The organism is Candidatus Omnitrophota bacterium (genome assembly GCA_028716245.1).
GTDB lineage: Bacteria > Omnitrophota > Gorgyraeia > Gygaellales > Profunditerraquicolaceae > UBA6249.
Map to the genome: position 1 here is coordinate 315,998 of JAQUQW010000002.1, position 19,786 is coordinate 335,783.

Below are 19,786 nucleotides of genomic sequence, written 5' to 3' on the forward strand. Positions count from 1 at the left end.
ATGATCAATATTACTAATCTCTCAAAAAATTACGGCGCCAAAGTCCTTTTTGAGAATATTTCCCTTAATATAAACCAGGGGGAGAAGATCGGCCTGATCGGGCCAAACGGTACAGGCAAGAGTACATTGTTTTCTTTAATCCTGCGGGAAACCGAACCTTCCAAAGGAGAGGTGAGGGTAAATAAGGGGGTGCATATCGGCTATCTCCCCCAGGAGGCAAGTTTTAAATCCGATCATACGGTGCTGGCGGAATTAACCGAAGGCGATGAGCGGATCATGCGTTTTAAAAAAGAAAAGGAAATGCTGGAGTCCAAAAACGAAGCCGGCTCAAAGCGTTACGGTGAAATCTTGCATGAGCTGGAAACTTTGGGTTTTTTTGAATTGGAGCATAAAGCCGAAAAGATCCTTTCGGGATTAGGTTTTAAAGAGAGAGATTTCAGCCGCTTGATTTCGCAAATGAGCGGAGGCTGGCAGATGCGCGCTCTTTTGGCCAAACTGCTTACTTATCATTACGATCTTTTGCTTTTAGATGAACCGACTAACTATCTGGATTTAAATGCCGCTTTATGGCTTAAAGATTATTTGGCAGGTTTTCGGGGAACTTTTATCATGATTTCCCACGATAAGGCTTTTTTGACCGATGTCACCAATTATACGTTGATTTTAGAAAATGGCTCGATTTTTAAGGTCCAAGGTAATTATGAACATTACGAGGAGATCAAAGCGCAGAAGCGCACGCATTTGCTTAAGCAATCCAAGGAGCAGGATAAAAAAATTCAGCAGCTGGAAAAGTTTGTCTCAAGATTCCACGCCCAGCCAAATAAGGCGGCTTCGGTGCGGGCAAAACGGCGGGTTTTGGAAAAAATGGAAGAAGAAAAAATTGTTTTGCCTGCTGACCCGCGCCAGAGTATCCATGAGTTTGTTTTTCCGCAAACCCGCCGGTCAGGGCACAGGATAATCACCCTGGAGAATATTTCAAAATCTTACGGAGAGATTAAGGTTTATGAGGGCCTGGATTTTGAAATAACCCAGGGAGAAAAAGCGGTTTTAGCCGGTGAAAACGGCGCGGGTAAATCTACCTTGCTGAAAATATTGGCCGGCATTGTTGATATTGACAGCGGAAACAGGATCGTCGGCCATAATGTGGATATCGGTTATTTCTCGCAAACCCGTACCGATGTTCTTAATGTTGAAAATACCGTTTTGCAGGAGGCTTATTCGGCGGCGCCCGGATATATGGCCGAAGAGTCGGTCAGGACGATCCTAGGCGCGTTTTTATTCAGCGGCGATGACGCTGATAAAAAAGTTAAGGTATTATCCGGAGGAGAGAAGAGCCGGCTTATTTTGGCTAAACTTTTGATCGACCCTCCGAACTTCCTGCTTTTGGATGAGCCGACTACTCATCTGGATGTAGACGCTGTTGATGCTTTGGTGCGCGCGCTAAAAAATTATGAGGGCACGATTGTTTTTATCAGCCATGATATTTATTTTGTAAGTTCGGTGGCAAATAATGTTTTCGAGGTAAAAAGCGGCAGGGTCAGGAAATTTCCCGGGACTTTTGATTATTACCTTGAGAAACGCGATACTTTAGTTAATACTGAGGAAGTTAAAAAATCAAAGGCTATTGCTCATAAACCAACTGATGAAGTAAAAGAGAAAGCCAAAGAAGAAGAGCGCCTGCGTAAGACCGAAGAGAAGAAACGTAAAGCTGATAATTCAGTTATCCGCGATAAAATTAATAAACTGCTGAAGAAAAAAGAGGAATTGGAGTTGGAAAGTTACGCCAAGGCCCGGGCCTTATCCAATCCGCATTTTTATCGCGACGAAGAAACAGCCAAGGAATATGGCCGCCGGATGAAGGAGATTGAGAAGCTTATTTTGGAGATTTTAGAGCAGATAAAAGCCCTTGAAAACCAGATTATTTAGTGTTAAAATGCCAGACAAATTTGGCTTATTCCCCCTTAGCTCAGTTGGTAGAGCGAGAGACTGTTAATCTCCAGGTCCTAGGTTCGAGTCCTAGAGGGGGAGATTTTATTGCGTATATTTTTGTTTGCATATACAATATATAAATAAGACTAATAAGTACAGAGTCGTCCTTATTGGGTGATAAGCGCAAAGTAGGCGTTCATAATGTTGTTGTTTAAACATAATGGATGCCTTTTATTTTTGAGGAAATAGAGAGTAACGCATAATGAAAAAAAATATAATCGCTGCAACAGCGCTGGTTCTTAGTTTATGTTACACTTCCTGTTTTGCGGGAGAGATTGACGTCCATTTTTTCGGGTTTAGTTATCATTTTGACAAGAATGGGGCTAAAAAGGATGCTCCAAACAGGTTAGATAGGAATGACCAGTTGATATTTAATCCGGGCATGGGCATGGGTTATGATTTTCGGGAGAGTATAAAGAAAGAAGGGTTTTCTCCGGTTACCTTACTCGGATTTTTCCAGAATTGCTCTAATTCGCCGTTTTTCTTCGGCGGCGGAGGGTTAAGGTATAGGAAATTCGTGATTGGAAAATTATTCTGGGAGGCAAATGCTCTTGGGATATTTGCCTGCGGAAAAGATTGGGATGAAAATAGTTTTATATACGGCGTTATGCCTTATGCAAACACCGGCTTTGGCTATGATTTTGGCGGCCATCTTATGACGCTATTATTCGGTTACGCGCCCAAGAACAGCGGCAATTCCATAACAAACGGTACGGATATGTTGTTTGTTAGCTTGGAAGTTTCCTTTTGAAAGAAAGATATTAATTAAAAGGATAAATATAATGATCAGAAAAGTAAGCCCAAAGACTGTAAAGGCAACCTCAAAAGCGAAAAAAGGGATGAGATTTGTCTGTGATTCATGTGGGATGATTCTTACAGTGGAAAAGACCTGCTCGTGTGATTGTTGCGATATTATCTGTTGCGGTCAGGATATGAAGGTTTTAAGTTTCTGTCCCAAAGTTAAGGAATAGCTTAAGCAGCCAAGGCGAGTTCTTGACGTAGTTTCTCTATTTCCCCTGAGGCTATAAAAGTTCTAAACTCGTCCACGATGGGGAGTTTGACTTCCTAATTTTCTATGGTAAAATATATTACAGAGGATTTTAATTTGGGATAAAATAAAACTAAAAAAGGAGGGAAGATGAAAAGGTTCTTGGGGTTAGTAATAATATTTGGTTCTGTAAGTTTTTTTGCTCTAACGTCAATTTATGCTGCAGTTGACACGGATAAAGTTTTTAATGATATTAAGGGTGACCTACAAAATAAAGGGATAGAGGCTGGAGAGATTGACGGGGTTAGAAAACCAGTGGTAGAGATGCTGGAAAAGGGTGCCGCCAAGGATGAGATAGAAAATTCTCTGTTAGACTTATCAAAAAATGGCGTAAAAGGAAAAGAGTTGAGAGAATCAGTTAATTCAATGGATGATTTGGTGAAAGGTGGTAAATCGCCCAGGGAGGCAGGAAATGTTGTTTCTCGGGCGGTTCATCAGGCTCAGGCTGAAGGATTAAGAGGAACGGCTCTAGCTGATAAGGTCCATGAGGCTATCAAAAAAATGCAGACAGAAAAAAGAGAATCAATAGAAACGAAAGAGGAACGAAAGGAAACTGAGAATGTTGGAACAAAGATGGAAGAAGGAAGCAGGAAAGGCAATTTTCCATCTGGAGCACACGGCGGTGGCATGGGGCATATGGGTCAAGGACACGGTCACAACAGGTAAGTTGTATAATATTTTTAATACAAAGGAGAAACATCATGAAAAGGCTTCAACTTTTCTTGGCACCAATGATTATGTCCGGGGTATTGGTTTTATCCGGCTGTGAACCGGCTCCAGGCTCAGCAGCGTATAACTCAATGCTGCGACACCCGCTGGCTGCGCAAGTTACGGGTGGCTCAACATCGGCCCCAACACTGGGCCCAAGCTTCAAACAGGCGCAAATACCTGCTGGCAAAGCGGTAGTCTTCATTTATCGTCCCGCTGGTTCCGGTGTCGGAGGCGCAGCGTTACCTTTCGACGTAAAAGCAAATGGCAAAGCTCTAACAACACTGACTCAGGGTGGGTATTACGCGTATGTCACCGAACCCGGCAATATAGAATTTACGGCTTTTGATACTGGATTTATGGCGCCAAGCTCAATATTCTCCATAGCTGTCGATGCAAAAGCAGGTCTTGCATATTACCTTAAAGGCGCACATGGCAAGGGAACTATGGGAAGGGCGCATCTGGAATTAGTCTCCCCGGAAGCAGGAGCGCATGAAATAGCTGACTGCAAACTAACAACAACGCAGTGAGTGTCAGCGTGATGAGTTAAAGAAAGAAAGGAGCTTATATGCACTCCAAGTTCAGAATGGCGGTTCTGTTTTTATTGATCGTAGTTACGGCCCTATCGTTAACAGGTTGCTGCGGAGTTTTCCCCTCGCTGCCTTGGTGTTCTCATGTGTCAAAACCCACTGATTCAGAAATTGCGGCCAGGATAGAAGTTAGGAAGAATCGGGAACTGGCAGAATCGACAGTTTCGGCAATTAAGGAAAAGTTCAAAGGCAAAGAAACAGAAGCAGCCTACATTAATGCCAGGGATCTATATGTTAAAGCTATGAGCGAAAATAATGCTTGGTTGTCAGTGCTTGCATCGAGTATAGAAAACAATGAGGATTTGGAAGGAGCGGATTCTTTTAAAAAGCAGTCAAAGGTAGCCGCTGATACCGCGGAATCCTTCCTGGCGTATGGAAAAGAGACATTGATGGGGAAGCCAAGCATAGAAAAAGCTGCTTTTACAACCAAGAGTTTAGCGCTAGCGCCTATCGCTGATCTGATAACAGCACTTGTGACTAATGGGATAACTATCTGGAAAGAAAATAGAGCTCAAGCAGCCAGAGAAAGAATGGCAAGGGCAGAGAACATTAGGAAAGAATTAAGCTGGAAAACATGGAAACAGATTGAATAGGTTTATCTGCCACCCAGGTTTGTGTGCAAGCTGAGCCGATAAAATCGTAAAAGCCCTGTTATTTATGTAACAGGGCTTTTTTGTGGGAACATCACCAGAGATAATGAGAGCCTAAAAAGTGATTATTGAGGGGGGCTAATTTTTGCTTGCAAGGCCTCTTTTTCAAGACTACAATATTAAAGAATGGTATTAAATGGAATCTAATGATAAAAAATATATGCAATATACAATTAAACAGATAGGCCTAATCCGTACTCCTTACAAGTCAAAAGAAGCTTGTCCTATTCAAGGGAATGTTAATCCTGAAAGTAAAGGAACCGTTGAGTTATTCCCGGAATATTCCGACGGCCTTAAAGATATAGGTGCTTTTTCGCATATTTATCTTTTTTATGTATTTGACCGGGCCGGAGAAGTCAAATTGGTGCGTTCTACATTCCTCGATGATACCGAACATGGCATTTTCGCCTCAAGGCATCCCTGTCGTCCTAACGGGATAGGTATTTCTATCGTAAAATTGATAAAACACAATAACAACATCCTTGAAGTCAGCGGTGTAGACATCCTTGATAATACACCCCTTATAGACATTAAACCTTATATCCCCCGGTTTGATATTTTCCAAGAAGCCTCTAACGGGTGGACGGAGTTAAAAAAACTGAGGCCTAAACTCCCGGATAGGGAATAGTTCATAACACAAGGAGGCGCGGCATGTTTAAGAAAGTCGGAGTTTTTATTTTCTCCGGGGTGGTTTTGTTAAATATCTGCGGTTGTTTTGCTTTATTAGCAGGAGCAGGCGCCGGGGCAGGGACTGCGGCTTGGCTATCCGGAAAGTTAACGCAGGAATTCCACGCTACTTACGCACAAACCATTAATGCCAGTAAAAAAGCTTTAAGGTCACTTAAATTGGAACTGACAAAGGAAACAAAAGAAATCAATGTTGCCCAATTAAAAAGTAAATATAGCGACGGTAAAGAGATTTGGATCGATATTCGTAAAGTCACCGAAGATTCTACCAAGGTAGAGATCCGGGTGGGAGCGGTTAGCCCGGATAAGGACGCCGCGGATAAGATATTGAAAAGGATACAGAGATATTTATAAGTTTTTCCCAGTCGGCAGATAGTTTCTTCTAAAAGGGCCTATCGATATGGAAAGAGTCGGATTTATTACTTATAAAAACAAAAATATCCTATTTATAGACCTATCGTATTGTAGTAAAGAACATGCTTTTGCGGTCATTGAGAAAAGCAAGGAGATCATTAAAGGCCAACCAAAACGTTCTGTCTTAGCTTTAACTGACATTAATAATGAGAATGTCTATGTCCCCGATTTATTCCTGACCATGCAGGAATTCGTCAAGCATAATAAACCATATATAAAAGCCTCCGCGATTATCGCATCTGAAGAACGCCTGAAACTTTTCGTGGATACTTTATCTTATTCATCAGACAGGGAGTTTTCTGTCTTTGATGATGTCCAAAAAGCTAAGGATTGGTTAATAAAAATATAGTCTTACAAATAGGTTGGTGTTATGGTAAACCGATGAAGATAAAAGAAGCAATCAGTTATCCGGTTATTCTCTGGTCAGTTTATAAGAAAAAACCTAAAATACTCCGTATTGTTTTATCTAAAAATTCTAAATCATTTCCAAATTTCAACGCTTCTTTGTGCCCGGAAATTAATATTCTTGCCAATCAGATTGAAAAATTTTTAAACGGAAAAGATGTCCGTTTTCCTTTAAGCATGCTGCGCCTTGACCTTTGTTCTGTTTTTCAGCAAAAAGTTCTGGCCGCCGTCTATGCTATTGCCCGTGGAAAAACCAGCACGTATCAACTTATTGCAAAGCAGTTGGGCAAGCCCAATGCTGCCAGGGCGGTTGGTGCGGCTTTAGCCGCCAATCCTTTTCCGCTGCTTATTCCTTGCCATCGAGTTATTCATTCCGACGGATCGCTGGGCGGTTATCTGGGCGGGACAAAGATGAAACGAGAATTACTGCGTAAGGAGGGTAGCTATGAAAAAAATTAGAAATATATTGATTGTAGTTGTTATTTCTATCTTTGCTGTTGTCATCGTCAGGGACCAGGTGATTAAGTCCGTAATAACGGTTGCAGCTACGCAGGTTCTCGGAGCGCCCATCCATATCAATGGATTTTCTTTAGGTGTTTTTAACCAGTCAGTGAGAATATCCGGATTTAAAATATATAACCCCAAAGGATTTTCCAGGGGCATCCTTGTGGATCTGCCAAAGATCAATGTCCTTTATGATTTAGGCGCTTTATTTAAGAAGGAAATACATTTGGTAAATGTTGAGATTGAATTAAAAGAGATGGGTTTGGAGAAAAATAGCGCAGGTAAATTAAATATCGACGCCTTGAAAGCGGCAAAACAAGAGCGGGGCAAGGAGGATAAGTCATCCAAACAGATGCCGATGCGGCTGGATACGGTTAAGCTGGGGATCGGAAGGATTGTTTTAAAAGATTACAGCGCGGGAGAAGAACCGGCTGTGAAGGTATACGATATAAATATAAATAAAACTTATAAAAATATTACCAGCGCCCAGCAGTTGGCAGCCCTGATACTGGCTGAGCCGATGAAATCAGCCGGAATAGAGGGGGCTAAAATTTACGGAGCCGCGATGTTAGCCGGGGTGGCGGTTTTACCGGTAGCGGTGGCGGCAACATTTATCGGCAGAGACAGCGTCCAGCATGAATTTATTGCCGGTTTTGATAAGGTGTTTGAAACAAGCTCGGTTGTTTTGAAAAAAATGGGCAGGCTTACCAAAGAGGATAAGCCAAACGGTATCCTGGGGGCCGAAATTGACTCCGCTCAGGTAGCTTTAAAGATCAGGAAAAAACCTGATAATAAAACCGAAGTGGTTATTTCTGCGAGAAAATATCTTTTTCCCAAGCCGGAAATAGCCGGCGGGGTTCTTTACGAAATTTCTGAAAAAATAAAATAGGCCGGATATATTTATTGAAAAAAAATACGATATTGAGGTATAATAACCTCTGTCACCCCGCGCTTATAAGGAATTGCGCGGGTGTGCCCTTGTGGGCAAGGAGGCGTTATGCGCACATTCATTCTGTTATTCCAGTGTCAGGACCGAAAAGGCATTGTTGCTAAAATCTCGGATTTTATTTTAAAGCATGAAGGCAATATCGTTACTGCCGATCAGCATAGCACCGACCCGCAGGGCGGGTATTTCTTTATCCGCGTTGAGTTTATTTTAGATAAAGATCAATATGCCAAAAAAGATTTAATTTCGGCATTTTCTCCCATTGGCAAAGATTTTGGCGCGGATTGGAATTTTTATGATAAATCCGAAGAGTTGCGCATGGGGATATTTGTATCGGAGCCGGACCATTGCTTGGTAGATTTACTGTATTTATGGAATGCGGGGGAATTAAAAGTCAAGATTCCTTTTGTCCTGAGCAATTATGAAAAACACCGTAAAGTAGTAACCAGCTACAACATTCCATTTTATTATGTGCCGGCAAATAAAGATAACCGAAGGGAATCAGAGCTGCTTTCTTACGCGGCTGGTTCTACGGATTTCCTGGTATTGGCCCGTTATATGCTGGTGCTTTCCCCGGATTTCCTGAAAAAATATAATCAGGACATAGTTAATATCCACCACGGCTTCCTTCCTTTTTTTAAAGGCGCTGACCCGGCTGGCAGGGCGCTTGCTGAAGGGGTAAAGGTTATCGGCTCAACCGCGCATTTTGTAAGTAACCAGCTTGACGAAGGGCCGATCATTGCTCAGGAGGTTGAACATGTATCGCATAAGGATGACCGCGAAGTGCTGATCAGCAAAGGCAGGAATTTAGAGAAGAGGGCGCTGGCAGCAGCCGTATCCAGTTATATCGACCATCGTATTATTAAACACGAAAATAAAACCATAGTTTTTTAAAAAAGGAGGCTTCTTATGGCAAAGTTATATGTAAAGGGTTTTGGGTTTGCTTGCGGTATTGTCGCCGCCGCGCTTACCCTGATCGTAGGCACATTAAAGATACTTTTTTATCTGGAATGCGGATTGAATAAGACGATGTCGATGATTTACCTGGACTATCAACCGACGCTCTTTAGCGTAATCTTGAATTCGGTCTGGGGTTTTATTTTCGCGGCTGTAATCGGCAGCGCCCTTGCCTGGCTCTATAACCGGATTATCGAGGATAGCAGCAAAGAGATCCAGGAGAAGATAAAATCGGTTGCCCGCTCCATTTGGGAAAGTAAAGGCAAGCCGGAAGGCAGCTGTGCGGATGATTGGAGAGAGGCGGAAAAAAGAGTCAAAGGGTTTTGATTTTTTGGATTACAGCAAGGATACTTGATTCCGGAGTAGAGGCGCCCGCGGTTATGCCTACGTTTTTAGCATTATTGAGCCAGTTTCTTTTTATTTCTTTGGCCGAGTTGATCCAGTGGGTATGTTTATTTAAAGGTTTGGCGATCTCATAGATTCTTTTGGTATTGGCGCTGGTTTTTGAGCCGATAATAATCATAACATCATTTTCCAGCGGCATAGTTTTTACTTCGCCCTGTTTGATCCTGGTGGGATTGCAGATAGTGTTATGAAATTCCACTACCGGGATATACCGGCGCAGCACGTCCAGGATCTTTTGCACGTTATCCAGGTTTTGAGTTGATTGCACGAGGATCCCCGCCCGCCGGATATGTTTGATTTTTTCTATCGGTATATTTTCAAGTTTATCGATTATAATCGCTTTTGATTTAAGCCCTCCGGCAATTCCCTGCACTTCATCATGCAGTTTATCCCCGATGATAATTATCCGGCAGCCGCTATTTTCCAGTTTACCGGCAATCGCGTGGATTTCTTTGACCATCGGGCAGGTAGCATCGATAATCGTATAACCTAATTTCAATGCTTTCTTCAATGTTTTATTGGAGCAGCCATGCGCCCGGATGAGCAATGTTTTTCCGCTGCCTTTACCAAGCCGGTTGATTTTTTTAATCCCGGCGCGCTGGATCTGCTTGACTACCTCTTCGTTATGCACGATATCCCCGAGCATAAATATCGGTTTTTTGGTTTTTACGGTTTCCAGGGCGATAGTAATTGCTTTTCTTACGCCGAAGCAGAATCCCGCTGATTTTGCTAAATGTATTTTCATACTTTAAGGGTTTTTTGGGAAAAATCAACCAGCGCCTGGTTATATCTTTTATCCATTTTTAAACTGTCAATTTGGTTCACGGCTTTTGCGTATAAATATTTTATCTGATTTTGCGCGTAAGCCAGCGCGCCGGTTTTGACAATAATTTCGCGTATTTTAATCAGCCCGCCCTGCTTTACAGTTTTGCCCTCCAGGATTTTTTTTATCGCCAGTTTGTCTTTTTTGTCAGCTTTGCCAAAGGCATACCAGATAAGCAGGGTTCTTTTTGCTTCCTTAATGTCGGTTATATTCGATTTACCGGTTTCTTTTTCTTCGCTGAATGTTCCGATTATATCGTCTTTGATCTGGAAAGCCCTGCCCAGGAGCATGCCGTAAGAATATAGTTTTTTAATCTGGCTGGTTTTTGCTCCGGCAAGAGCGGCTCCCATAGTCAGCGGAGAGGCAAAAGTGTAGTTTGCGGTTTTATAATCATAAATTTTGTAAACATCTTCCCGGGTAACTTTCTCGATGGGTTTGATTCCCAACAATAGCTCAATAAATTCTCCGCTGCCTGTGTATAAGGCTGCCCGGATAAGTTTTTCCAGCGCTGCTTCTTTGCGTTTTGGTTCCTCTCTAACCGCCAAAAAAGCATCCAGGGCCATGGCGTACATGACATCGCCGGCAACTATAGCCAAATCTTCTCCGCCGAACTTAACTTTTTTATTTCCGGAAAGACATCCCTTTAACAGCGTATGCATAGAGGGTTTACCGCGGCGCATAGAAGATTTATCGATAATATCATCGTGGACTAACATGAAATCATGCAGCAGTTCTAAGGATAGGGCGCTGCGGTAAAGGCCGGCCGGGTTCTTTCTAGAGAATCCCAGATAGCCGATACAGAATAAAATCGGCCTTACCCTTTTACCGTCGCGCAAGATAAACTCTTTTATGCTCTCAAAAAGTATAGGCGAGAGTTTGTTTAAGGTGTATAATTGATCTATCGAGCGGGTATAAGCACGCAGTTCTTTTTCAATCCTATTTTTTATTTTCAAAAACATAGGGTTATGTTAACATATAAAGTATGATTATGCAATTATTTTGCCCCCTTTGGATATGAAAAAAGTTATGATTATCGGCGCTGGTTTTGCCGGCTTAAGCGCGGCAAGAAAGCTGGCTAAGTGTGCAGGAGGCTTAGGGTTGGAGGTTACTCTTTTTGACAAAAAAGAGTATTCTGCCTTTCTGCCGCTTATCCCTGACTGCATCGGTAGAAGAATCAATCCGCAGTTCCTCCTTTGTAATATTGGGGATTTTTGCAGAAAGCTAAAAATAAAGCTGGTTTGTGAAGAGGTCGCTGCCGTTGACTTTGAATCCAAACATGTTGTTACCGCGGCTTCTAATTATGCCTATGATTTTTTAATTATTGCCAGCGGCAGCCAGACAAATTTTTTTTCCAATCAAGCGGCGCAAAATTATGCTTATGCTTTAAACAATATAGATGATGCCAAGAAGATTACCGCGGCGCTTAAAAGCAATAAATTTGAGCATTTTATCGTCTGCGGAGGAGGTTACACCGGAGTAGAGGCCGCCGCTAATTTATGGCTATATTTTAAAAAATCCGGCCGGGAAAAGAAAATTATCATTGTTGAGCGGGCTGCGTCAATATTAGGGTCCCTGCCGGATTGGATGAAAACTTATGCGTGGGATAATTTAAAGAGTATGGGGATTGAAATCCTGGCCAATTCAGTTATCGAAGAGATCCAGGAGGATAAAGTCAGGGTTTCCGCAAGGCCGGCATTTGAGAAAGCCATGCTGATCTGGGTACCCGGTGTTAGGACCGCTGATTTCATACAGAAGCTGCCGGTTAAAAAGAATCCTCAGGGCAGGATAGTTGCGGATGAATATTTAAGGGTAAACCCGCACTGTTTTTGCGCCGGGGATACCGCTTTTTTTGGGGATAAAAATAATTTTTTGAGAATGGCGGTCCAGTTTGCCATTAGCCAGGGATCCCATGCGGCAGTTAATATAATCAGAAGCATTAAAAACCTTCCGCTTGAAAAATTCCGGCCGCTGGATTTAGGTTATATTGTCCCCCTGGCCAACAACCGCTCCTGCGGCGAGGTTTTTGGTCTCAAGGTAAAGGGGTTATTAGCGACGCTGCTGCATTTTATGATGTGTATTTTTCGCCTGCAGGGTTTAAGTAACCGCTGGGGTTTGGTCTGTAATCTTTTAAATACCGGGCAAGGAGGTGAAAGATGTTAGACTGGGGAATATTGATTTTGAGGTTGGGAATAGGTATTATGTTTGTGGCGCACGGCCTGCAAATGGCTTTTGGATTATTCGGCGGGCCGGGAGTCAAAGGTTTTTCCGGAATGCTTTCCAGTTTAGGATTTTTTCCGGCGATATTCTGGTCCTATGTTGCCTCATACACGGTGTTAGTTGGGGGGCTATTGCTGATTGCCGGGGTACAAACCCGGCCGGCCGCAACCCTGCTTTTGATTTTTATCCTTACTGCCGCAATTAAAGTACATTTAAGTAAGGGGTTCTTTTTGTCTAACGGCGGTTTTGAATATACCTTTGTTATTGCCGCAACCTGTCTTGCCCTTATTTTCTTGGGGCCGGGAAACTTTAGTATTTTACGTTGATTGGCGGATTTATTGTGCTATATTTAATAACATGCTAAAAAAAATAACGCGCAATTTCTTTATCTTTTTATTGTTGGCCGTACTATTACCGGCAAAAATACTGGCAGCTAATAAACAGGATTTGCCTAAACTTATTATTTTTCATTCAACCAGTTGCCATCGCTGCCTTGAGGTAAAGCAGGAAGTGATGCCTGCGATGGAGAATGAATTTAAGGATAAGGTTGTTTTTGAATACCGCGATGTAGGCCAGATAGGGAATTACACGATGATTTTGGGCTTATTGAAGAAAGCCGGCGCCAGCCCTTCATTCCGGATTCCGCTTTTTTATTTAGGGGGTAAATTTCTAAGTGCCGAAGGAGAGGTTAGGGGTAATTTACGTAATTTTATCCTGGAAGGATTAAAGGGGATCCCTCCTAGCGCCCAGCCCGCCTCTTTTGATTTAACCGCATATTTTAAGAGTTTTGTCCCGGCGGCAATAATTATCGCCGGACTTGAGGACGGGATTAATCCCTGCGCCTTTACGGTTATCGTATTCTTTATATCTTTTCTTGCCGTGCAAGGCTACCGCAAAAGAGACCTTATTATTATCGGTTCGGCGTTTATCTTTGCCGTATTCCTGACCTATTTATCTATTGGTTTAGGGATTTTTAATTTCTTTTATCATTTTAAGGGTTTTTGGGTGATTACGCACCTGTTGAATCTAATTATTGGGTGGTTGAGTATTTTGTTCGGTATCCTGGCAGTTTATGATTTTATAAAATTTAAGAAAACCGGCGCCACGGATGAACTAATTTTACAGCTGCCTAAGCCAATTAAGGAGCGCATCCATAAGGTAGTAGGATTTTTTTACCGCAAGAACCCGCAGGAGAAACAGGCTAAAGCATTGCCCGGCCTGAATAAGCTTGTGTTTAGCGCCTTGATTACCGGGTTTTTGGTTTCACTCCTTGAGGCGGTTTGCACCGGCCAAATGTATTTACCGACGATATCCTTTGTCTTAAAGGCCAGCCCGCTTAAACTGCAGGCCTTAGGCTATCTTTTGTTGTATAATATTATGTTTGTAATTCCGCTGATCGTGATTTTCATTTTTGCGCTGGTGGGCACATCCAGCGCGCAGTTTGCTAAGTTCCTAAAAAGGCATTTGGGTCTAATAAAAATTCTCATGGCAGTTTTATTTTTTAGTTTGGGGTTATTTTTAATCTGGAGAGCTTGATGCGTAAAATTATAAGTTTATTTTGTTTAAGTTTTCTTGTTTTCCAATTCGCCTGCGCGGAAAAAGAAGTTATTGATCCAAATGCGTGGGATTTTGGCAAGGCCAAGCAGGGCGAGGTTTTAAAACACGATTTTCTATTTAAAAATGAAACTAAAAGTGTTTTAAACATAACCTCCGTAAATACATCCTGCGGATGCACTGCTTCGCAATCGGACAAGAAATCCTTAAAACCCGGGGAGAAGACGACGATAAATGTAAGTTTTAACTCTCACGGATATCTGGGCCAAGTTCAACAGTTTGTATATGTGAATACCGATAATGCCGATCTGGCGGTAGCCAGGTTTACCATTAAAGCGCAAATAACTAAATAAAGAGAGGATGGATAATATGTGGTCATTACAGTTAAGGATGTGGTTATTGGTAACTCTTTTGTTCGGGATTATCTATGCGTTACTAGTTATCGTAGGCAGGAGTTTTTTCCATGTTGGCGGTTTTAGTTTCTATTTAATTATTTCTTTAGTGATGATGTTTATCCAGTATATGCTGGGGCCCAAGCTTGTGGAATGGAGCATGCGCGTAAAATACATCAAGCGGGAAGAAAACCCCCGCTTGTTTCAGATGGTCGAATCTTTGAGCATGCGCGCCAATATCCCGATGCCCAGAATCGGTATTGCCCAGATCGATATCCCCAATGCTTTTGCTTTTGGCCGCTCGTTAAGGGATGGCCGGGTTTGCGTAACTGCCGGAATTATGCAGTTACTCGACGATGAAGAATTAAAAGCAGTGCTTGGGCATGAATTAAGCCATTTGAAGAACCACGATGTGCTGACGATTACTTTGCTTTCCGTGATCCCGATGATCATGTACCGGATTGCCTGGCAGTTTTTATTTTACGGCCGCCGGCGTGATGAGCGGGGCGGCAATACCGTATTAATCGGACTGGCCGCTTTCTTATTTTATTTTGTGACCAATCTTTTGGTGCTCTATGCCTCGCGGATCCGGGAGTATTTTGCCGACCGGGGTTCAGTGCTTTTGGGAAACCAGCCCAAGGCTTTGGCTTCCAGCCTGTATAAATTGGCTTACGGGTCAGCAAAATTAAATCCGGAATCTTTAAAGCAAACTGAAGGAATGAAGGCCTTTTTCATCAATGACCCGTCTCAAGGCCGCAAGGAAGTCTTGGAGTTATCGCAATTGGATCTGGATAAAAGCGGCACGATCGACGCTTCCGAGCTGGATTTACTTAGAAGATCAAATATACGTCTGAATTTAGGGGATAAGATGCTTGAGCTTTTAAGCACGCACCCGAATATGCTTAAGCGCATCAAGAAGCTTTCCGAATATAGGGCTTAATTCCATCTGCCTTCCTCAAAAGCTGGAAATTTTATGAAGTAGTATATATTATTAGCGGGTGGCAAGCCTTGGACTCGAGTGAGCATCTCAAAAATTCGAGCGGGCAAGGCTGCCCGCAATAAATGTCCTGGCAGAGCGAGAATTTTTGCCGAAGCGAAGATTTTCCACGCTGGGGAAAATCGAGCGGTGCTGCGAGAGACAAGGCTTGACAGGACCCGCGTAAATTATTAAATTTCCCTATAAAATTTACAGCTTTATCCCTCCATTTTCTTTTGACATAACCCTAAATCTACTATATAATTACTAAACTATGGACATTAATGAGATTATTCAGCAAAGAACCGCTAAATTAGGGGCGCTTAAAGCTAAAAACGTGCCTTTGTATCCTGCCAATGTGCCTGATCACATTACGATCGGCAAGGTTTTGGAGAGTTTTGAAGAAGGCAAAAAGGTTACTCTTTGCGGCAGGGTGATGGCTAATCGGGCCCATGGTAAGGTCAATTTTATGGACCTGCGGGATGCCACCGGCAAGATCCAGCTTTATGTTAAAAGGGATATTGTTGGGGAAGAAAAAGCCGCGCTGCTTGAGCAGTTGGATATTGCCGATATCATCAGCGCAAGCGGAGAGCTTTTTAAAACGCATACCGGTGAATTTACGCTTAAAGTAGAAGATTTTACCATTTTATCCAAGGCCCTGCGGCCTTTGCCTGAAAAATGGCACGGTTTAAAAGACGTAGAGCTGCGTTACCGGCAGCGTTACCTGGACTTGCTTTGCAATGAAGATGTCAAAAAAGTATTTTTGTTACGCGCAAAGATCATCCGGGCGATGCGTAATTTTCTCGACGAGAGAGGTTTTTTGGAAGTTGAAACTCCGATGATGCATGATATCGCCGGAGGGGCGGCCGGCCGGCCTTTTAAGACATTCCATAATGAATACGCAATGGACCTATTTTTAAGGATTGCTCCGGAACTGTATTTAAAACGGCTTTTGGTGGGCGGCCTTGACCGGGTCTATGAAATTAACCGTTCTTTTCGCAATGAAGGCGTATCCACGCGGCATAATCCGGAGTTTACGATGCTGGAGGTTTATCAGGCTTACACTGATTGCGAAGGGATGATTAATTTAACGCAGGATTTAATTTGCCATATCGCCAAAGAGGTTTTAGGCAAAGAGGAGTTGGTTTATCAGGGTAAAACTCTTAGCCTTAAAGTTCCCTGGGCCAGGCAATCATTCGCCCAATTAGTTAAAGATAAGTTTGGCATAGAGCCGCAAGATGATGCGGCTAAAATGCTTAATAAATTACAGGCCAAAGGATTTGCCAAAGATAAGGACCGCCTGAGCCGCTCTCAGATAAATAAAATTGTTGAGGATGCCTTGGAGCAGGAGCTGCAAACCAATCCGGTATTCATTACGGATTATTTTACCAGCCTTTGTCCTTTGGCCAAGGTGAATAAAGATAACCCGTTGATTTCAGAGAGGTTTGAGCTCTACGTTGCGGGTATGGAAATTGCCAATGCTTATTCCGAGTTAAATGACCCCTTGGAACAGCGCCGGCGTTTTGAAGAAGAGATCAAGGACCTTGCCTCCGAAGAGAAGAAAAATGTAGATAATGATTATCTCTTAGCTTTAGAGCACGGTATGCCTCCGGCAGGAGGATTGGGCATTGGCATTGACCGGTTGTTGATGTTATTCACGGATCAGGCCTCAATCAGGGATGTAATTTTATTTCCCCTTTTACGTAATCAGCAGGAAGAGGAAAAAGTTTAAGATGTTTTCAGAATTATGGCTGAGCCAGAGGTATTTAAGGGCAGGCAAGAAAGAAAAGATTATCTCGATTACCGCTTTGATTTCGATGATTGGTATCGGTATCGGGGTGATGGTTTTAATCGTGGTGATCTCGGTGATGAGCGGATTTGACCGGTTCCTGGAGGATAAAATGGTCGGTACCAATGCCCACCTTTCGCTGGAATTTGGCGGCGGGTCAAAGGATCCTTACCGGGTAATCGATAAGTTAAAAACTTTTTCTTATGTCAAAGGAGCTGCTCCTTTTATCGACGGCCAAGCTTTGGTCAGGAGCGGGAAATCGATTTTCGGGGTAGAGGTACGCGGTATCGACCCGAAATTGCAGGCAGAGATATCCAAAATTAACGAGTATTTAAAATTAGGAAGCTATAATTTGGCAGGCAACGAAGTGGCTATCGGAGAAGAGCTGGCTTTGCGCCTGAATCTGGCAATCGGGGACAGTATCAGCTTGATCTCTCCGGTTACTTTGGCCAAAACCGATTTTAATATCAAAGGTATTTTTAACAGCGGGATGTATCTCTATGATTCCAGCCTGATTTTAACCAGTATGAAGGGGGCGCAGGATTTTTATAAAATTCCCGATACGGTAAGCGGTATCGCTATCAAAGTAGATAATATTTATAAAGTAGGGGACGTAAAGGAAAAGCTGTACCGGGATTTAAAAGGTTTTGGAACTTACCAGGCGCGCACCTGGGTAGACGCCAACAGGAATTTCCTGGAGGCTTTAAAGCTTGAGAAGATCGTGATGTTTATCGTGGTGACGATGACCACCGTGGTTGCCGCGTTCGGGATTGTGGGCACCTTGATCATGTCGGTGATGAGCCGGATAAAGGATATCGGTATTCTGCGTTCGGTCGGAGCAAAAACCAAAAGTATCCTGCAGATTTTTATTTTTCAGGGCATGGCCATCGGCTTAACCGGTATTTTGCTGGGGTTGGCCGGAGGGATATCTTTAGCGTTTTCATTAGACAAAGTCGTGGATCTTATTTCCCGGATTATCGGCAGGAGCCTGATCCCGCAGGATATTTATTATTTTAACCGGATCCCGGTCAATATAAACAGCGCGGATATCAGTTTAATCGTAATCTGTGCTTTAGTTATAACTTTACTTGCCAGTATTTACCCGGCATATTACGCCACCAGGATAATTCCCAGCGAGGCTGTCCGGCATGAATAACAACAAGGAGATGCTCAAGGTCAGTTCAATTTGTAAAAGTTACCGCGATATTACCAGCAACCTTGAAGTATTAAAGAATATAAATTTTAGCGTCGCCGAAGGAGAATTTCTGGCAATCCAGGGGCCGTCAGGGGCGGGAAAATCAACGCTCTTGCATATTTTAGGAGGGTTAGATAACCCTACTTCCGGTAAAGTTTATTTTGAAGGAAACAGTATCTACGGTTTAAATGAAGACGAGCTGGCGGGTTTTCGTAACCGCAAAGTTGGTTTTGTTTTTCAGTTTTTCCATTTGTTACCGGAGTTAAACGCGCTGGAAAATGTTTTACTGCCCGGCATTTTAAAATCGTGGTGGGAAAGGAAAAAAAGTTCCGGCCAGGCCGCAGCGCTTTTAGAAAGGCTGGGTTTAGCCCAAAGGCTTACGCATCGGCCGCTGGCTTTGTCCGGCGGAGAGCAGCAGAGGGTGGCGATTGCCCGGGCATTGATCAATAAGCCGCGGCTTTTGCTTTGCGATGAACCGACGGGTAACCTGGATTCGGAGAACGGAAAGAATATCCTGCGGCTTTTAATCGACCTTAACCGCAACGAGAAGATTACGATTGTCATGGTTACTCATGATAAAGAGATTGCTATCGGGGCAAGCAGAGTTATACATTTGAAAGACGGTATTCTTTTACATTAGCACCCCGCGCTTATAAGGAGGAATCAATGAAGATTTATATCAACGGGAAATTTTATGAAAAAGAAAATGCCAAGGTTTCGGTGTTTGATCACGGCCTGCTTTATGGCGACGGAGTTTTTGAAGGGATCCGTTCCTATAGCCGCCGCGTGTTTAAATTAAAGGAGCACATTGACCGGCTCTTTGAATCCGCCCAGAGTATTATGTTAAAGATTCCTTTGACTAAGGAGCAGGTGATTAAGGCCGTAGTGAATACGCTTAAGGCCAATAAATTAGACAATGCTTATATCCGCTTAGTGGTTACCCGCGGGGAAGGTGATTTGGGGCTTGATCCGCGTAAATGCTATAAAGGAGCGACAATTATTATTATTGCCGACAAGATCGCTCTTTATCCGCAGAAGCTTTATCAAGATGGTTTAAGTATCGTTACCGTGCCAACGGTGCGCAATTTGCCTGAGGCGCTTAATCCCCAGATCAAGTCTTTGAATTATTTAAATAATATCCTGGCCAAGATCGAAGCCGGCAATGCCGGATGCGACGAGGCGATCATGCTTGATTCCTTGGGTTACGTGGCTGAATGTACCGCCGATAATATTTTTGTGGTAAAAGGCGGGCATCTTTACACGCCGCCGCAATGCATGGGTACTTTACGCGGGATCACCCGGGATTCGATTTTAGAAATCGCCCGCAAAAACAAGATTGCCGCGCACGAACATGTGATTACGCGGCATGAAGTTTATATCTCTGATGAGTGTTTTATTACAGGCACAGCCGCACAGATTATTCCGGTGGTTAAAGTTGACGGCAGAACGATTGGAACCGGAAAACCCGGCAAGCTTACGTTTGTTCTGATGAAGAAATTTAAAGAGTTAACCGCCAAAAACGGAGTAAAATATTAAT

The 19,786-nt window shown here is 43.1% G+C and carries 23 protein-coding genes and 1 tRNA gene; 22 read left to right on the plus strand and 2 right to left on the minus strand.

The features are described 5' to 3' along the window. The 13 genes from PHG87_05170 (at position 1) to PHG87_05230 (ending at position 9,225) form a co-directional block, all read left to right on the plus strand. Entirely contained in the window at positions 1–1,926 is a 1,926-nt protein-coding gene (locus tag PHG87_05170; GenBank protein ID MDD5477568.1) for an ABC-F family ATP-binding cassette domain-containing protein, read from the plus strand. 29 nt (positions 1,927–1,955) lie between these two features. Continuing rightward, positions 1,956–2,028, plus strand: a tRNA-Asn gene (locus PHG87_05175). A gap of 163 nt (positions 2,029–2,191) precedes the next feature. Further along, the gene (locus tag PHG87_05180) at positions 2,192–2,740 is read left to right on the plus strand and encodes a hypothetical protein (GenBank protein ID MDD5477569.1); all 549 of its coding nucleotides are present in this window, start codon (positions 2,192–2,194) and stop codon (positions 2,738–2,740) included. 387 nt (positions 2,741–3,127) lie between these two features. Further along, positions 3,128–3,703 (plus strand): hypothetical protein, encoded by a 576-nt coding sequence (locus tag PHG87_05185; GenBank protein MDD5477570.1) that lies wholly within the window; start codon positions 3,128–3,130, stop codon positions 3,701–3,703. Between the two features lie 35 nt (positions 3,704–3,738). Continuing rightward, positions 3,739–4,275, plus strand: coding sequence for a DUF2846 domain-containing protein (locus PHG87_05190; GenBank protein MDD5477571.1), 537 nt, complete (start codon positions 3,739–3,741; stop codon positions 4,273–4,275). A gap of 38 nt (positions 4,276–4,313) precedes the next feature. Continuing rightward, complete coding sequence (locus PHG87_05195) at positions 4,314–4,928, plus strand: hypothetical protein (GenBank protein MDD5477572.1); 615 nt, start codon at positions 4,314–4,316, stop codon at positions 4,926–4,928. Between the two features lie 193 nt (positions 4,929–5,121). Beyond that, complete coding sequence (tsaA, locus tag PHG87_05200; GenBank protein MDD5477573.1) at positions 5,122–5,613, plus strand: tRNA (N6-threonylcarbamoyladenosine(37)-N6)-methyltransferase TrmO; 492 nt, start codon at positions 5,122–5,124, stop codon at positions 5,611–5,613. Between the two features lie 23 nt (positions 5,614–5,636). Continuing rightward, positions 5,637–6,026, plus strand: a complete 390-nt coding sequence (locus PHG87_05205; protein ID MDD5477574.1) for a DUF3568 family protein — start codon at positions 5,637–5,639, stop codon at positions 6,024–6,026. Positions 6,027–6,072: 46 nt separating this feature from the next. Next, positions 6,073–6,435 (plus strand): hypothetical protein, encoded by a 363-nt coding sequence (locus PHG87_05210; GenBank protein ID MDD5477575.1) that lies wholly within the window; start codon positions 6,073–6,075, stop codon positions 6,433–6,435. Positions 6,436–6,467: 32 nt separating this feature from the next. After that, complete coding sequence (locus PHG87_05215) at positions 6,468–6,950, plus strand: methylated-DNA--[protein]-cysteine S-methyltransferase (protein ID MDD5477576.1); 483 nt, start codon at positions 6,468–6,470, stop codon at positions 6,948–6,950. After that, positions 6,937–7,884 carry an AsmA family protein gene (locus tag PHG87_05220; GenBank protein ID MDD5477577.1) on the plus strand — a complete coding sequence of 316 codons (948 nt, stop codon included), beginning with the start codon at positions 6,937–6,939 and terminating at the stop codon, positions 7,882–7,884. Before PHG87_05215 ends, PHG87_05220 begins: the two co-directional genes overlap by 14 nt. Positions 7,885–7,992: 108 nt before the next feature. Further along, complete coding sequence (gene purU, locus PHG87_05225; GenBank protein ID MDD5477578.1) at positions 7,993–8,835, plus strand: formyltetrahydrofolate deformylase; 843 nt, start codon at positions 7,993–7,995, stop codon at positions 8,833–8,835. Positions 8,836–8,850: 15 nt separating this feature from the next. Continuing rightward, the gene (locus PHG87_05230; GenBank protein ID MDD5477579.1) at positions 8,851–9,225 is read left to right on the plus strand and encodes a DUF2934 domain-containing protein; all 375 of its coding nucleotides are present in this window, start codon (positions 8,851–8,853) and stop codon (positions 9,223–9,225) included. On the opposite strand, the gene ispH is transcribed toward PHG87_05230, so the two are convergent. Continuing rightward, positions 9,212–10,048, minus strand: coding sequence for a 4-hydroxy-3-methylbut-2-enyl diphosphate reductase (gene ispH / locus PHG87_05235; protein ID MDD5477580.1), 837 nt, complete (start codon positions 10,046–10,048; stop codon positions 9,212–9,214). The genes PHG87_05230 and ispH overlap by 14 nt on opposite strands. Next, positions 10,045–11,085, minus strand: a complete 1,041-nt coding sequence (locus tag PHG87_05240) for a polyprenyl synthetase family protein (protein ID MDD5477581.1) — start codon at positions 11,083–11,085, stop codon at positions 10,045–10,047. Before PHG87_05240 ends, ispH begins: the two co-directional genes overlap by 4 nt. A 55-nt stretch (positions 11,086–11,140) precedes the next feature. Here PHG87_05240 and PHG87_05245 point away from each other — a divergent pair, with 55 nt between their 5' ends. The 9 genes from PHG87_05245 (at position 11,141) to ilvE (ending at position 19,785) form a co-directional block, all read left to right on the plus strand. Then, a complete protein-coding gene (locus tag PHG87_05245; protein ID MDD5477582.1) occupies positions 11,141–12,286 on the plus strand; it encodes an FAD-dependent oxidoreductase in 1,146 nt (381 codons plus the stop codon). Further along, positions 12,280–12,669 (plus strand): DoxX family protein, encoded by a 390-nt coding sequence (locus PHG87_05250; protein MDD5477583.1) that lies wholly within the window; start codon positions 12,280–12,282, stop codon positions 12,667–12,669. Before PHG87_05245 ends, PHG87_05250 begins: the two co-directional genes overlap by 7 nt. Positions 12,670–12,700: 31 nt before the next feature. Then, entirely contained in the window at positions 12,701–13,879 is a 1,179-nt protein-coding gene (locus tag PHG87_05255) for a hypothetical protein (GenBank protein ID MDD5477584.1), read from the plus strand. Beyond that, complete coding sequence (locus PHG87_05260; GenBank protein ID MDD5477585.1) at positions 13,879–14,250, plus strand: DUF1573 domain-containing protein; 372 nt, start codon at positions 13,879–13,881, stop codon at positions 14,248–14,250. Before PHG87_05255 ends, PHG87_05260 begins: the two co-directional genes overlap by 1 nt. 16 nt (positions 14,251–14,266) lie before the next feature. Further along, on the plus strand, positions 14,267–15,229 hold the full coding sequence (locus tag PHG87_05265) for a zinc metalloprotease HtpX (GenBank protein MDD5477586.1): 963 nt from the start codon (positions 14,267–14,269) through the stop codon (positions 15,227–15,229). A gap of 310 nt (positions 15,230–15,539) precedes the next feature. Further along, positions 15,540–16,997, plus strand: coding sequence for a lysine--tRNA ligase (gene lysS, locus PHG87_05270; GenBank protein MDD5477587.1), 1,458 nt, complete (start codon positions 15,540–15,542; stop codon positions 16,995–16,997). Position 16,998: 1 nt separating this feature from the next. Then, on the plus strand, positions 16,999–18,210 hold the full coding sequence (locus PHG87_05275; GenBank protein MDD5477588.1) for an ABC transporter permease: 1,212 nt from the start codon (positions 16,999–17,001) through the stop codon (positions 18,208–18,210). After that, positions 18,203–18,889 carry an ABC transporter ATP-binding protein gene (locus PHG87_05280; protein ID MDD5477589.1) on the plus strand — a complete coding sequence of 229 codons (687 nt, stop codon included), beginning with the start codon at positions 18,203–18,205 and terminating at the stop codon, positions 18,887–18,889. Before PHG87_05275 ends, PHG87_05280 begins: the two co-directional genes overlap by 8 nt. A gap of 26 nt (positions 18,890–18,915) precedes the next feature. Next, positions 18,916–19,785 carry a branched-chain-amino-acid transaminase gene (ilvE, locus tag PHG87_05285; protein ID MDD5477590.1) on the plus strand — a complete coding sequence of 290 codons (870 nt, stop codon included), beginning with the start codon at positions 18,916–18,918 and terminating at the stop codon, positions 19,783–19,785. Position 19,786: the final 1 nt, after the last annotated feature.